Genomic DNA, 14,219 nt, shown 5'->3' with positions numbered 1-14,219 from the left:
CCCGCGAAACTTCCTTGCGTGCGGTGTGCGGCTCGGCGACGATCGCAAGATGCTGTTGACGATCACCTGCACACCGTCGGAGGATGCGGCCTGGCCCGCGACCGATCTGGGCTTCTTGCTGCACAAGAACCCCGACCGGGTGCAGGCGTTCGAACAGTCCTACGGCACCGCGCATGTGGTGTACCCGGAGGCGACCGCAGCGCGCTGTACGGCGGCGCTGCTCTTGGAGGTGGATCCGATTCGGTTGGTGCGCGGGCGATCGCGCAGCACACCGGATTTCAGTCTCGGGCAGTATGTCAACGACAGGCCGTACGCGGCGTCGTCATTGCTGTCGGTGGCACTCGGCGCGGTATTTCGTACCGCGCTGCACGGACGTTGCGATCAGCGGCCCGACCTGGCGCAGACCGCGCTGCCGCTGCGGATCGCGTTGCCCGCGGTGCCGTGCAAGGGCGGACCCGAGGCGGCCGAGCGGGTCTTCACGCCGCTCGGCTGGACCGTGGTCGCCGAACCACTCCCCCTCGACCCGGCCTTTCCGGAGTGGGGCGATTCGCATTACGTGCGGCTGGAACTCACCGGAACCATCCGGCTAGCCGACGCACTCGCGCATCTTTATGTGCTGCTACCGGTGCTCGACGGGGCCAAGCACTACTGGTTGGCGGCCGACGAGGTCGACAAGCTGATTCGCGCGGGGGCCGGGTGGCTCGCCGAGCATCCGGAACGCGGCTGGATCACGCGACGGTACTTGGCACGACGTCAGTCGCTGGTGCGGACCGCGCTGGCGCGACTGGCCGAGGTCGACGAAGTGGAGCCCGAGGAACTCGATGCGGTCGAGGAAGGGTTCGACGAGGCGCTGGAGCCGGCCGCACTGGTCATGACCACAGAAACCACAGCCGCACTGGTCACGACCGCAGGACTCACAGGCGCTGTGGCCGCGGGGACGGAATCCGCAAGGGCGGAGACCTCGGCGGCGGAAACTACGTCGGCGCTGTCAGCGTCGACGGAGCCCACGGCGAACGGGGTCGAGGAGCGCGCACCGTCGTTGGCGGTCATGCGACGAGCGGCGGTCTTGGCCGCACTGCGGGAGGTCGGGGCACATCGGGTGCTCGACCTCGGCTGCGGCGAGGGAGCATTGTTGCGGGAATTGTTGGTGGACAAGGCTTTTACCGAGGTAGTCGGCGTCGATGTGTCGATGCGAGCGTTGAATATCACCAAGCGGCGCTTGCGGCTGGACCGGCTACCGGAGCGGGTGGCGCGGCGATTGACGCTGCTCCAGGGCGCGTTGACGTATACCGACGCGCGCTTGCGCGGCTATGACGCCGCCGTGCTGATGGAAGTGGTCGAACATGTCGACGAGCCGCGACTCGGCGCGCTCGAGTACGCCGTATTCGGTTCGGCCGCACCGGGTTCGGTAATCGTGACGACACCGAACGCCGAGCACAATGTGGTGTACGAAACGCTGCCCGCGGGCAAGTTCCGGCACTCCGATCACCGATTCGAATGGACCCGCGCGGAATTTACGGATTGGGCGTGTCGCGTGGCCGAGCGGTACGGGTACGCGGTGCGCTTTGTACCCGTCGGTGTCGAACATCCCGAATTCGGCCCGCCCACCCAGCTGGCCCTGTTCACCAAGGCCGCGACCGACAGCAGTACGAGCGGAGCCGCGTGATGACCGAGCTATCTGTTCCGGAGCTTTCCCTCGTCGTGCTGATCGGCAGCACTGGATCTGGCAAATCTACGTTCGCGCGCAGGCACTTTCGGCACACGGCGATCGTCTCCTCCGATACCTGTCGCGGCATCGTCAGCGACGACGAGAACGATCAGTCCTCGACGCCGGACGCCTTCGCCTTGCTACATCACATCGCCGGTATCCGGCTGCGGCGCGGCCTGCGCACCGTTATCGACGCAACCAATGTGCAGCCCAAGGCACGTCAGGAACTGATCGCGGTGGCGCGAGCGCACGATGTGCTGCCGGTAGCGATCGTGCTCGATGTGTCCGATGACGTGTGCTTCGAACGCAATACCCAACGTCGCGACCGGGCGCACCTGCCCAGGCATGTGGTTTCCCGGCAGCAGCGCGAACTGCGCCGGGGTCTGCGCGGTCTGGAACGTGAGGGCTTCCGGAAGGTGTACGTACTGCGAGGCGTCGAGGAGATCGACTCGGCGACCATCGTCGACGAAAAGGCCTGGAACGATAGGCGTGAACTCACCGGACCCTTCGACGTGATCGGCGACGTGCACGGCTGCCGTGCCGAATTGGAAACGCTGCTGGGCGAACTCGGCTACGAAGTGGCGCGTGACGACACAGGCCGGGCCGTCGGTGCGAGCCACCCAGCCGGGCGTACCGCGGTATTCGTCGGCGATTTGGTCGATCGCGGGCCGGATACACCGGGTGTACTCCGACTCGTCATGGGGATGGTGCGCGCGGGAACGGCATTGTGCGTCACCGGAAATCATGAGAACAAGCTGGTGCGCGCACTCGACGGTAAGAAGGTGCGTATCGCGCACGGCCTCGCGGAATCGCTGGCCCAGCTCGAGGCTGAGGACGAAGATTTCCGCAAGGCGGCGCTGGACTTCTGCCGTGGCCTGATCAGCCACTATGTGCTCGACGGCGGCCGGTTGGTGGTGGCGCACGCCGGGCTCAAAGAGGAGTACCACGGGCGTGCTTCGGGGCGGGTCCGCGCCTTCGCGATGTACGGCGAATCCACGGGGGAGACAGACGAATACGGTTTGCCCGTGCGTTATCCGTGGGCCGAGGATTACCGTGGCCGCGCCACCGTGCTGTACGGCCACACGCCGGTAACCGATCTGCGTTGGGTGAACAACACACTGTGCCTGGATACCGGGGTCGTTTTCGGTGGCGAGCTCTCGGCGCTGCGCTATCCGGAGCGCGTGCCGGTTTCGGTTCCGGCCGAACGGGTTTGGTACGAGCCGGCGCGCCCGCTGCAGGCCACTACCATTGCGACGCCTGACGGTGTGGTGCATCGCGACCATGGCGTGCTCGATCTGGACGATGTGATGGGTCGCCGGGTGGTGGAAACCCGCCAGCACGGCCGCGTCGGTGTCCACGAGGAAAACGCCGGGGCCGCGTTGGAAGTGATGAGCCGCTTCGCCATCGATCCACGCTGGCTGGTGTACCTGCCGCCGACCATGGCGCCCTGTGCGACCACTCAATTGGACGGCTACCTCGAACATCCCGCCGAAGCCTTCGAGTACTACCGGTCCGAAGGTGTGCGGCGCGTGGTGTGCGAGGAGAAGCATATGGGCTCGCGCGCGATCGTCCTCGTGGCACGCTCGGCGCCGGTCGCAGCCGATCGGTTCGGTGTCGACGACGGGAGTACCGGCGCGCTCTACACCCGCACCGGGCGTCCGTTCTTCGACGACACCGCGCAGACCGAGGAGCTGCTCGCCCGGGTGCGTACCGCGGCCGAAACAGTTGGCCTGTTCGAGGAATTGAACACCGAGTGGCTGCTGCTCGATACCGAGCTGATGCCGTGGTCGGCCAAAGCCATCGGCTTGCTGCGCAATCAGTACGCAGCAGTCGGTGCGGCCGCGCGTGCGGCACTCGGCACCGCGACCGATCTATTGGCCGACGTCGCGGCCAGGGGCCTGGATGTCACCGAACTCGCGGAGCGTACTGCCGCACGCAAGACCGATGCGGCGGCCTTCACCACCGCCTACGGCCGCTACTGCTGGCCGGTGGATGGCCTGTCCGGTCTGCGCATCGCACCTTTCCAGATCCTGGCTGGTGCGGGCGTCAACTACGCGATGCGCGACCATGAGTGGCACCTGGCCAACATCGACCGCCTAATCGCTGCGGACGCCGAGCTGTTTACCCCGACCGGCCGAAAGATCGTCGATCTGACCGATGCGGACAGCGAGGCTGCGGCCACCAGTTGGTGGACCGAACTGACCACGGCCGGCGGTGAAGGCATGGTCGTGAAGCCGTACGACGCGATGGTCCGTAGCTCAGGCGACCGCCTGGTCCAACCGGGCGTGAAATGTCGCGGGCCCGAATATCTCCGGATCATCTACGGCCCGGAGTACCTGCGCGACAACAACCTACGCAGGTTACGCACCCGCGGTCTGGGCCGTAAGCGTTCGATGGCGTTGCGCGAGTACGCGCTGGGCCTGGAGGCGCTGGACCGCTTAGTCGTGGGCGAACCGCTGTGGCGCGTGCACGAGGCGGTGTTCGCCGTCCTCGCCCTCGAATCGGAGCCGGTCGACCCGCGCCTGTGAAGGGTCACCCGGTACGCACCATTGCGTCTATCAGGTAACGCTGGTTACAGTAAGTTAGCAGGCTGCTTGCAACTGTTAGCAGCAGCCCGTTATCTGACAGACAAAGGAGTCTGACCATGCCAGCTGCGAGCACCGACGGCGCGGGTGTGCCCGGCCATATGCTGGTCGACGACCGGTTCACCGCTGTCGCGGCCAAGTTCTTCGCAATGTTCCGGCGCAAGAGCCAGGGCGGCGGCGCGCTGGCTGTGTACCTCCACGGAGAGCCGGTGCTCGATATCTGGGCGGGATGGGCCGACAGTGACCGGCGGTGGCGGGCCGACTCCATGGCGCTGTCTTATTCGACCGGTAAAGGGGTCACCGCGACCGTCGCGCATCGGCTGATCGAGCGCGGCGCGCTCGACTTGGACGCCGCGGTGGCGGACTACTGGCCGGAATTCGCGGCGCAGGGTAAGGGCGACATCACGATCCGCGAGGTGCTGAACCATCGCGCCGGACTGCAGCGCACCCGTGGCCTGGTCGCCGATTCGGACGAGTTACTCGACCACGATGCGGTCGCCGCCGCGATGGCCGCATCCGCGGCGGATCCATTGCGGCTGCGGGCTTCCGGATACCACGGCCTGACCTTCGGCACCCTGGTCGCGGAGATCGCGCAGCGCGCCACCGGCCGCGCCTTCACCGACCTCGTGCGCAGTGAACTCCGGGATCCGCTGGGCGAGCACGATTTCTGGTTCGGTGTCCCCGAAAACCAGCGGCAGCGGCTGGCTAGGCTCTCACCCCGTCTCGGTATCGCCGGGGTTCCGTTCGACACGCTCATCGCACCGTTCGCCTCGGTGAAGGTGATGAAATCCGCACGCAGTGCCGTCTACGACGGCTGGGCCGATATGACCCTCGGCATGCGCCCCTACGATGCGATGATGCCGGGCTGGAATGGCGTTTTCACCGCTCGTGCCATCGCCAAGATGTACGGCGCGATCTCCAATGACGGCTTGGTCGGCAACCGCCGCCTCCTCGGTTCCGAAACCACGCGTCGCATCGCGGAAATGCCGCCGAACAGCCGCTACGACTATGTTCTCGGCGCAGCACCGCATTTCGCACTCGGATACCACCGCGCCATCGTCGGCACCCGTCTCACCCGACAAGCCCTCGGCCATTTCGGCATCGGCGGTTCCGGCGGTATCGCCAATCCCGGCCTCGGACTCGGCATCGGCTTCATCACCAACCACCTCGGCAACCACGCCATGTCCCTCGGCGACGCCCGCCTCCCCTTCCTCGCCGCCCTCGCCGAGCACGCCGCCCGCGGAGTCGTCGGCGATCAGTCCACTGACATGCTGAACAGCACCCGCGCTGCCAGCTGATACCGCACCGTCGGCGAAGGCGATCAGTCGGCGGCCTCGACGCCGAGCGCAAGATCGCGGGTCTGCGCTGACGTCGGCGATCAGTCCACCGACACTCTGAACAGGACCTGCGCTGACGCCTGAACCGAGTGCGAGCGATTAGTCCTTATCCCGTGGGCGCCCTCAGGCTCGAAACCGCGTGCCCACCCCTCGCGCACTGCCACGGCCGCCGCGACAACGCAGAACGCAGCGGTCGGCCGAGCCTGTCAGTGCGATGCCGACCCAGGAAGGCAGCCAGAAACGACAGCTGACAATCGACGGAGCACCATAACCGGACTCATTGCTCGGGCGGATCCAGGCCCAGCGAACGGATGAGGTGGCGGATTTCGTTGCGGTAGAGCTTTTCCGGGTCGGTGGTCTGGGAACGCAGGTGGCCAAGGATTTCCAGGGAGACCAAGCCGTGCAGATGGCCCCAGATGCGCAGGGCGATCGCGACCGCGGCGGGAGGTAGGCCGGGGAATTCCGCCTTGACCTCTTCGACGAGTTTCGGTTCGAAGTCCGTCCACTCGAAACCATTGTCCGCGTATAAGTTTTCGGCGTGCGGCCACGCGCCTGCGGCCAAGCCGGTCAGGCCAGCGCACACACGGTGTTCCGCGTCCGGGGCCGCGCCGCCCTCGGGAGCCTCGTAGTTGGGTACGGGATCGCCGTAGATGAGGCGGAACCCAGCTGGATTCGCCACGGCCCAATCGCGAAATGCACAGGCCCACGCGATTATTCGTGCCGAAGCGTCGGCAGCGGGACGGGCATCGCGGGCAGCCTCGACCGCATCGGCGAGCTCGGAGTACACATCGTTGATCAGCGCGGTGATCAGGTCGTCGCGGGTCGGGAAGTAGCTGTAGACCGCGTTGGCCGTCATGCCCATTTCGCGCGCGATTGCCCGCAGGGTGATGGCGCCCGGTCCGCCCTCGGCCATCAACCGGAGCGCCACCTGCTTGATCTCCGCTGTCGTCTCGGAGCGTCGTAACTCCCGCCGGCTCGGCGTCGCAGTGCCCACGTCGGCAACTCTACAGCGGCGTGAGAAAACTAGACGTTGCTCACATAGTTCACGGCATATAGTTTATACACGCCGTATCAAATAGTTTCGAGGAGAACCATGTTCATCGGAATCGTCGGCGCGACCGGCAATATCGGCCAGCGGGTACTCACCGAGGCAGTCGCCCGCGGTCACCACGTCACGGCGTTCACCAGGGACGCCAGTCAGATCACCACGAGCCAACCGAATGTCAGCTGGCGCAGCCTCGACATCTTCGACAGCGCGGCCGTTGCCGCGGTCCTCCCCGGCATGGACGTCCTGATCAGCTGCTACCAACCGGGAAATGCGGCAGCGGATTTCAACGACACCCTCGCGCGCTCCATCGCCGATCCGACGGTCTACGGACGTGCCGCGCGTTCACTGCTCGATGCATTGCACACGCACCCGCGCACCCGCCTGATCGTGGTCGGCGGTGCGGGAAGCCTGGAGTACGAACCCGGCCGGGTCACCGCCGATGACGACCAGCGCCTGGCCGACACCCTCGACGGACTCGGCCTGCCCCGCGAATACGCGGCAGCGGTCCGCGGCCACCGCGCCGCCCTCGATATCCTGCGCACCTCGAACCGACTCTGGACTTACCTCAGCCCGGCCGAATTGATCGCCCCCGGCGAACGGACCGGCCGCTACCGAGTCGGCGGCGATCAGCCGATCCGCGACACCGACGGCCACAGCCGCATCTCCATCGAAGACGCCGCGGTCGCACTACTCGACGAGGTCGAGCTACCGCGGTTCATCCAGCGGCGCTTCACAATCGGATATTGACCGGATGATCGCGCACCGACAATCGATGCGGGAGTTCAGCTTTCGCTTTTCAACTTGCGCCTCGACCGCTTCCTGAACCACCTGATCGCACTGACCGACAGCCGCGCCCCTGTCCGACAAGGGGTTGCGGCTGCGGGATATCCGACACACCGACCGGCCGGGCAATGCTCAGGTCAGCCGCGCGGCCAGACGTGATGCGTTCATGTAGGCAATGGCCTCGATGCTGATCATCGGGTTCACCCCGGACGCCGTCGGGAAGCAGGAGGCGTCGGCGACAACGACATTCGGCACATCCCAGACCACCCCATCCGGATCGGTGGCCGAATCCGCGCGGGAGCCGCCCATACGTGCCGAACCCATGATGTGCAGCGCACCCATCGCGCAGCGGCCGGGATCGTAACCGGCACGCAGACATTCGGCAACGAAGGTGTCGTGTGAACCCGCGACTCCGGGTTCGTGGACCGGACCGGTCTGGTGCCCCGAGAAGATCCGGAGCGCGCCCGCAGCCTCCAAAATCCTTGCCGCACCCGAGATTCCGGTATGCATATGCGCTTGGTCGTATCCGGAAAGGCGATAGCGGACAACCGCATCGCCCGCACGGTCGACCGATACCATGCCGTGGTCGCGGTCCCGGGTGATCACCCCGACGGCGACGGTATTCGCGAGGTTGCGCATGATCGCCCGGTGCTGCGCCGCGCCGGTCCAATTCAGGAAGCCGACCGTCATGGCGGGTGTCAACGGCCCGGTTTCGTAGATAACGCCGTAGCCATGGCCGTCGAGGTCACGATGCTCGCAGGAGTAGCGCGTCTGCATGCCGCCTTCCCACGGCCGGATCTGCTCGTCGAAGGTACCGAAGACCGCGGTGGCCGGATGCAGTCGCAGGTAGCGGCCGATATTGCGGCCGGATATTCCGGAGCGACGCAGCAGCGCCGGTGTCTGTATCGCACCCGCCGCGACAACCACCGCACGGGCCCGGACGGTGACCGCGTCGCCTTGCGACGTGACGGCCTCGACCCCACTGGCACTGCCCTCCCGCAGTGTGATCGCGCGCACCTCGGTATCGATCAGCAGCCTGGCACCGTGCTCCGCGGCATCGGCGAGCCAGGTCTTGGTCACCGACTGTTTCGCACCGATACGACATCCGAAACCACAACGGCCGCATTCGATTCCGGAATCGCAACCGCGCACATTGCGCGGCATCGCATCGACATGCCAATCCAGGGCGCGCAAACCGCGCTCCAGGACGCCGTCACGGCGGGAGGCACCGGAGTGGTCACCGTTGACACCGAGCCTGGCCACCACCGCGTCCAGCGCCTCGGTGTACTCGTCGGCGACGAACTGCTTGGCGCCCAGGCTCGCCCATTCCTCGCGCACATCGTCGGGCGTACGGAACGAGGTGGTCCAGTTGACCACCGTGCCACCGCCGAGACACGATCCGGCGACCAGGCCGAGCTGTCCCTCCTGCGTGGTCACCGGGCCCGGTGCGTACAGGTTCAGCAATCCGGCGAGTTCGCCGGAGCCGAAGTCCGCGTCGTCGTAGTAACCCCCCCGTTCGACAACCACGACATCCAGTCCGGCCGCCGCGAGCACCGCCGCCGCGGTGCCACCACCCGCACCGGATCCGACCACCACCACATCGCAGTCGAGCGTCGTATCACTCGTCGGTCGCACTGGCGCAAGAGCGGGCTTCGGTGCCTCGGCAAAGGCACCGAGCGGACCCGGAAATCCCATCTCCCGCCAGGCCGGATTGGTCCCGGTCGAGCCGGGCGTCGCGTAGTACGCCGTCAACGCCGCCCCCTTGAGCGCCTGGAATACCGCACGCTTGCGACCGAACCGGGAGCTGCCGAGCCGCACCATGGCCTGTTCGCGTTCATCCTGACTCAGCTCCGCGAACCTGCGCGGTCCCGCCCCGATCAGCACTCCGAACCCACGCGAGTTCCACACTCGCAACAGCGTTTCGAAGGCGCGGCGCTGCGCGGCACTCGGATTGCGAGCGAGCAACTGCTCGACGGATTCGACGGCTCCCAGTCGTGACGCGGACGGCAACTCCGCACCGTCTCCTGGGGCGAAGGTGTCACAAATCAGTCCGAGCGTCGTGCGCTCGGCGAGGGTCAACGCCATCGTTCTCCTACCCCGGAAACAGAACGGTCATTAACTTATCCGATCCGCGCCGAATCCGCGGCGGATCCGGAAACGACGAAAAGAATCCGAAAGGTGGTACCCGCATCGGGCGTGCGCAACAGCTGGATCCGAGCTCCGTGCGCACCGAGGATCGCATCGGCAATCGCGAGACCGAGCCCGGAACCACCGGTGCGGGAACGCGATTCGGCTGCCCGATAGAAGCGATCGAAGATGCGCGGCGCGTTCTCCGGTGCGATGCCGGGTCCGTCGTCGTGCACATCGAGCACGGCGAATTCGGACGCGTCGGGCAGTTGCGCACCCGCTTCGACGGCGACCGGATCGGTCAACGCCGCCCCGGCCCTGATCCCGACGGTGACGGTGATCGCCGCCTCGGCGGGGGTATGCACCAGCGCATTGTTGACGAGATTCGTCACGACCTGCCGCAACCGATGCTCGTCACCGACGATCCGAACCGGGTCATCCGGACTCTGCAGACCGATATCCCGATCCGGAGCTCGGGTGGCCGCGTCGCGCACGACCTCCATCGCGAGCACCACCAGATCCATCTCCGCCAGATCCAGCGCCCGTTCCTGATCGGATTTGACCAGCAGCAACAGGTCGTCGACGAGCACACCCATCCGGATCGCCTCGCCTTCGATTCGGCTCATCATCTCCGCCACACCCACCGCTTCCGACGCACCACCGCGCCGATACAGCTCGGCGTAGCCGCGGACCGAGGTCAGCGGGGTGCGCAGTTCATGGGAGGCGTCGGCGATGAACGCCCGCATCCGCTGCTCGGAATCGGCGAGCTGGCGCAGTGCTGTGGACAGCCGGGTGACCATCACATTGAACGCGGTGCCGAGCCGACCGACCTCGGTATGCGGATCGGTCTGCGCGACACGGCGATCCAGATCCCCGCCCGCGATCGCCTCGGCCGTGTGCTCGATCCTGGTCAACGGGCGCAGGCCGATTCGCACCAGAACCGCCGCGATCACGCAGATGGCGAGCAGCAGCGTCGCACCAGCCACCAATTCGATCGTGCGCAGGTTTCCGGTGGTCGCCTCGGTGGTCGCCAGCGACATCGCGATCGCGACGGTACCGCCATCGGGCTGCCATTCGGTCGCGGGTTGGACGACAGTACGCACTCGCCAACGGATATCACTGTTCTGATCGACGAGCGTGAACGCGGTGTTCGGGCGGGCGCGTACCGATACCGCGTCCATCGCTGGCAATGCGGGCACGGTGCTCATCTGGGCCGGTGCGCCGAGCTTGCCGATCTGATGACCGTCGAGGTCGAAGAACATCAGCCGGAAATCCGATGGCAACTGCTCGTACTCCGGCGGGCCGGAGGGCGGAGGCGGCGGCGGCCGCTTGGTCGAGATCATATCGCTGGCAACGTGATTCAGCCGGTCGTCCACCCGGTCGAGCAGCGCGCGATCCAACATGGTGACGCTGAGCAGACCGAAGGCGGCCATTCCGATACCGGCGATCGCGACCAGAGCCAGCAGCAGCCGGGTGCGTAAGGTCAACCGGCGAGCCCGATTCCACACCCGGCGCCCGTTCATGACCGCGCCTCATCGGCGCTCGGCTCCGCCATGACCGGGCTATGCCCGGCTGTGTTGATTGTTCGCTCGCCGCACTCGCTCACGAACGCCCGCCGCCGAGCCGCAGCGTGTAGCCGACACCGCGAATCGTATGGATCAGCGGCGGATTCCGCGCGTCGACCTTACGCCGGAGCTGGCTGATGAAGGTCTCCACCACCCGCCCATCGCGCCCGGTCTCCGCACTCCACACCCGGTCGATGATCTGTTGCTTGCTGACCACCTTCTCGGCATTGACCACCAGATAATGCAGCAGGCTGAATTCGGTGGCCGACAACCAGATCTCAGTGCCCGCACGATATGCCGCGTGCGCATCGACATCCAGTTCCAGGTCCGCGTACCTGAGCACCCGATCGTCGCCGGACTCCGGGCCGAGGGTGCGGCGCAGAATCGCGCGCAGCCGCAGCAGCACCTCCTCGATGCTGAATGGCTTGGTCACATAGTCGTCGCCCCCGGCGGCCAACCCGGCGATCCGATCCTCGACCGCGTCCCGCGACGTCAGGAACAGCACCGGCACCTGACTGTCGACCTCCCGCAGCCGCCGCGCCACCGCATAGCCGTCCAAATCCGGCAGCATCACGTCGAGCACCACAATGTCCGGCCGATGGGCCGCGGCCTCGGCCAGCGCCGCGTACCCGCTCGCGGCGGTATGCACCTCGAATCCGCTCATCCGCAGCGCGGCGGAGAGCAGATCCAGAATGTTGGGCTCGTCGTCGACCACGAGAACGGTCGCGGCCGGTGACGTGTCACGGTCGGGCACGGCTCCACACTATGCCGCACCGTCGGCGACATCATGGAGGGCGATCACATCAGGGGAATTTCGGCCCGGATTCCGCGCGAGGTGCGCCGCCAGCTACGTCCCGGCATCGCGCCAGCAGGTTGCCCCGCAACACCTTTAACGCCTTCACGGCCAGCGCTTCGACACGGCCATGCCTGATCGTGCGGACGTGTTCGTCTACCCACCGTCCTGATCGACCACACCAAGCGCGACTAGGATCCGATCCAATTTCGAACCGACATCAGCGAACCGGTCATCCACTCGAGCGAACCGACTATCGATTTCGGCCCTCAGACCAGCCAACCGGACATCCACCTGAGCCAACCGGTCATCCACTTGCGCGAACCGGCCATCGATTTGACCGAACCGGTCTTCGATTTCGCCCCTCAGACTGCCGATCTCCTCGATAACCGCGGTATGGTTGCGCTCCACCGTCGCGCCCAACGCGGCGAGGTCGGTCGAACTACCCGTCTTCGCCTTCAACTCCGCCTGCTGCATCGTCACCACAGCCATCAGCGTCTCCAGGTTGGTAACCCGGTCCTCCAATGGTGCTGGCATCCTTCGCCCCCCTCGAACAACTACGAACCGGCGTTTCAGTCGGGGTGACAGGATTTGAACCTGCGACCCTCCGCTCCCAAAGCGGATGCGCTACCAAGCTGCGCTACACCCCGTGGCCTCGCGGCGAAAGACGGTGCCGACGAGGATGAATCCTGTGTGGAGCGGGTGACGGGAATCGAACCCGCACCATCAGCTTGGAAGGCTGAGGTTCTACCATTGAACTACACCCGCAGGCATACGACATCTGATGGGATCGCCACGATGTCGTGTGCGAACCGACTGTACCGAATCGTGCCTCGGAAACGCCAATCAGCCCCCACCGAAGCGCTCAGTACGGCCCTGATCCAGCGGATCACCGCAACCATCAGTAGCCGATCGCTATTACCGAGCGGAAAACCGCCGTTGCGGCGTGCTGTCGGCGTGTCGGTCCGCGACTTCCCGGCGAACAAAATTCATGTGTAACGCCGGCGGCTCGGCAGCGATGACATACCCGATCGCCATTCGCGAGGTACCGATAACTCGTTATAAAACGGCGTTTTTCAGTGCCGAGTGGCTTGCTAGGATCCTTTTTGCCGGACGGGGGTATCTGGAAAGGGGGCGGTGAGCGTGCACCAAGCGAGGTGGACACAACCGCGTAGCAGTGGGAACGATCGGGGTGGCGCCGGCACCTGCGTGGGAACAGGGCACCCGGGTACCGACATCACCCGTGGCGGGTGAGTGCGATGTCTGCGGATATCGAGCCACCCGTAGCGCAGATGGCAGGCGCGTGGGCGCGTGCGGTCTGCGCGGAACCGGGATCACACGCGTCACCACAACAGTTGCAGCCGGTATTGGTCGAGATCATCGAGCGGCTGCTTTTGCTGGCCAGGTCCGAGCCCTTCCCGGTGCCCGCGGCGCGGGACTTGGGGGCGCGACTGGTCGAGGCGCCGTTCGAACGGACCAGAATGCTGGCCCAGGCCACCCGCTGGCTGCTCGGCTTCCCGGCGGGGGCGCCAGGGTCGCTGGTCGCCACGCGCTGGCCGCTAGTGGCCAGTCAGGCCATCGACAGCTATGCCCAGGCGCTGCAGGAGCGGGCACTGGCCCAGCAAGAGCAACACATTTCGGCCGCGGTCTCGTTGCGGGTGCAGGAGATCGCCGCGCTGCAGCATCGGCTGCGGCACGAGGCCACCCACGACGCGCTCACCGATCTCGCCAACCGGACGCTGTTGCAGGACAAGGTGCGGCTGATGACGGCCGATCCGAACCGTGGCGTCGGCCTGCTGCTGATCGACCTGGACCGGTTCAAGCAGATCAACGACAACTACGGACATGCCGTCGGCGACGAGGTCCTCGTCGAACTGGCCCGTAGGCTGCGCGAGATCTGTCCGCCGGATACGGTGATCTGCCGTTACGGCGGTGACGAATTCGTGCTCGCCACCAACCCGTTACACAAGACCGTCGCCGAAATCGCACATCAGATCGTGGCCGCGCTGAAGGATCCGGTGTGGACGACGGCCGGTCCGGTGCCGGTCTCGGCCAGTGTCGGCACCGCCTACTGCCCGCCGGGCGACTCCTGTGACTTCACCGATCTGCTGCGTAGCGCCGATCGCGCGATGTATTCGGCGAAGACCGCGGGCGGACGCCGCTTCGTCCTCGCCAACTCCGATAAACCCGAAATCAAGGCCGTAGCAGGCTGATCCGGCACCGGCCCGCGGTCGCTCGCACCGTATCGGTACGAGCGACCAGAGGGTCAGCTG

At 66.1% G+C, this 14,219-nt stretch carries 10 protein-coding genes and 2 tRNA genes; 5 read left to right on the top strand and 7 right to left on the bottom strand.

What is annotated here, in order from left to right:
- Nucleotides 1-49 precede the first annotated feature (49 nt).
- The 3 genes from ACQP2U_RS08570 to ACQP2U_RS08560 all read left to right on the top strand — a co-directional run bounded on the left by ACQP2U_RS08570 (nucleotide 50) and on the right by ACQP2U_RS08560 (nucleotide 5,591).
- Nucleotides 50-1,666 carry a 3' terminal RNA ribose 2'-O-methyltransferase Hen1 gene (locus ACQP2U_RS08570; protein WP_433714175.1) on the top strand — a complete coding sequence of 539 codons (1,617 nt, stop codon included), beginning with the start codon at nucleotides 50-52 and terminating at the stop codon, nucleotides 1,664-1,666.
- Nucleotides 1,666-4,236 (top strand): polynucleotide kinase-phosphatase, encoded by a 2,571-nt coding sequence (locus ACQP2U_RS08565; RefSeq protein ID WP_433714174.1) that lies wholly within the window; start codon nucleotides 1,666-1,668, stop codon nucleotides 4,234-4,236. The genes ACQP2U_RS08570 and ACQP2U_RS08565 overlap by 1 nt, the downstream gene beginning before the upstream one ends.
- Before the next feature lie 116 nt (nucleotides 4,237-4,352).
- On the top strand, nucleotides 4,353-5,591 hold the full coding sequence (locus ACQP2U_RS08560; RefSeq protein WP_433714173.1) for a serine hydrolase domain-containing protein: 1,239 nt from the start codon (nucleotides 4,353-4,355) through the stop codon (nucleotides 5,589-5,591).
- Nucleotides 5,592-5,907: 316 nt separating this feature from the next.
- Here the strand turns inward: ACQP2U_RS08560 and ACQP2U_RS08555 are convergent, their stop codons facing one another.
- On the bottom strand, nucleotides 5,908-6,624 hold the full coding sequence (locus tag ACQP2U_RS08555; protein ID WP_433714172.1) for a TetR/AcrR family transcriptional regulator: 717 nt from the start codon (nucleotides 6,622-6,624) through the stop codon (nucleotides 5,908-5,910).
- 99 nt (nucleotides 6,625-6,723) lie between these two features.
- Here ACQP2U_RS08555 and ACQP2U_RS08550 point away from each other — a divergent pair, with 99 nt between their 5' ends.
- Nucleotides 6,724-7,425, top strand: coding sequence for an NAD(P)-dependent oxidoreductase (locus tag ACQP2U_RS08550; protein ID WP_433714171.1), 702 nt, complete (start codon nucleotides 6,724-6,726; stop codon nucleotides 7,423-7,425).
- A gap of 168 nt (nucleotides 7,426-7,593) precedes the next feature.
- On the opposite strand, the gene ACQP2U_RS08545 is transcribed toward ACQP2U_RS08550, so the two are convergent.
- The 6 genes from ACQP2U_RS08545 to ACQP2U_RS08520 all read right to left on the bottom strand — a co-directional run bounded on the left by ACQP2U_RS08545 (nucleotide 7,594) and on the right by ACQP2U_RS08520 (nucleotide 12,714).
- On the bottom strand, nucleotides 7,594-9,546 hold the full coding sequence (locus tag ACQP2U_RS08545; protein ID WP_433714170.1) for a GMC family oxidoreductase N-terminal domain-containing protein: 1,953 nt from the start codon (nucleotides 9,544-9,546) through the stop codon (nucleotides 7,594-7,596).
- Between the two features lie 35 nt (nucleotides 9,547-9,581).
- Complete coding sequence (locus ACQP2U_RS08540; RefSeq protein WP_433714169.1) at nucleotides 9,582-11,111, bottom strand: sensor histidine kinase; 1,530 nt, start codon at nucleotides 11,109-11,111, stop codon at nucleotides 9,582-9,584.
- A gap of 79 nt (nucleotides 11,112-11,190) precedes the next feature.
- Nucleotides 11,191-11,907 carry a response regulator transcription factor gene (locus ACQP2U_RS08535; protein ID WP_433714168.1) on the bottom strand — a complete coding sequence of 239 codons (717 nt, stop codon included), beginning with the start codon at nucleotides 11,905-11,907 and terminating at the stop codon, nucleotides 11,191-11,193.
- 195 nt (nucleotides 11,908-12,102) lie between these two features.
- A complete protein-coding gene (locus ACQP2U_RS08530) occupies nucleotides 12,103-12,483 on the bottom strand; it encodes a hypothetical protein (protein ID WP_433714167.1) in 381 nt (126 codons plus the stop codon).
- A 39-nt stretch (nucleotides 12,484-12,522) separates the two neighbouring features.
- Nucleotides 12,523-12,596: transfer RNA gene (locus ACQP2U_RS08525), tRNA-Pro, on the bottom strand.
- Nucleotides 12,597-12,640: 44 nt separating this feature from the next.
- A tRNA-Gly gene (locus ACQP2U_RS08520) sits at nucleotides 12,641-12,714 on the bottom strand.
- A 491-nt stretch (nucleotides 12,715-13,205) separates the two neighbouring features.
- Between ACQP2U_RS08520 and ACQP2U_RS08515 the strand changes: the two genes are divergently transcribed.
- Complete coding sequence (locus ACQP2U_RS08515) at nucleotides 13,206-14,159, top strand: diguanylate cyclase domain-containing protein (protein WP_433714166.1); 954 nt, start codon at nucleotides 13,206-13,208, stop codon at nucleotides 14,157-14,159.
- Nucleotides 14,160-14,219: the final 60 nt, after the last annotated feature.

The sequence above is a fragment of the Nocardia sp. CA-084685 genome (genome assembly GCF_050955785.1).
Taxonomy (GTDB): domain Bacteria; phylum Actinomycetota; class Actinomycetes; order Mycobacteriales; family Mycobacteriaceae; genus Nocardia.
The sequence above is the reverse complement of the archived record's forward strand: the minus strand, read 5'-3'. Positions and strand labels throughout refer to the sequence as shown.

What these genes read in the sequence shown, in the direction of transcription:
- ACQP2U_RS08545 (WP_433714170.1), bottom strand. Translation starts at nt 9,546, where the DNA reads ATGGCGTTGACCCTCGCCGAGCGCACGACGCTCGGACTGATTTGTGAC.
- ACQP2U_RS08565 (WP_433714174.1), top strand. Translation starts at nt 1,666, where the DNA reads ATGACCGAGCTATCTGTTCCGGAGCTTTCCCTCGTCGTGCTGATCGGC.
- ACQP2U_RS08515 (WP_433714166.1), top strand. Translation starts at nt 13,206, where the DNA reads ATGTCTGCGGATATCGAGCCACCCGTAGCGCAGATGGCAGGCGCGTGG.
- ACQP2U_RS08530 (WP_433714167.1), bottom strand. Translation starts at nt 12,483, where the DNA reads ATGCCAGCACCATTGGAGGACCGGGTTACCAACCTGGAGACGCTGATG.
- ACQP2U_RS08550 (WP_433714171.1), top strand. Translation starts at nt 6,724, where the DNA reads ATGTTCATCGGAATCGTCGGCGCGACCGGCAATATCGGCCAGCGGGTA.
- ACQP2U_RS08570 (WP_433714175.1), top strand. Translation starts at nt 50, where the DNA reads ATGCTGTTGACGATCACCTGCACACCGTCGGAGGATGCGGCCTGGCCC.
- ACQP2U_RS08540 (WP_433714169.1), bottom strand. Translation starts at nt 11,111, where the DNA reads ATGAACGGGCGCCGGGTGTGGAATCGGGCTCGCCGGTTGACCTTACGC.
- ACQP2U_RS08560 (WP_433714173.1), top strand. Translation starts at nt 4,353, where the DNA reads ATGCCAGCTGCGAGCACCGACGGCGCGGGTGTGCCCGGCCATATGCTG.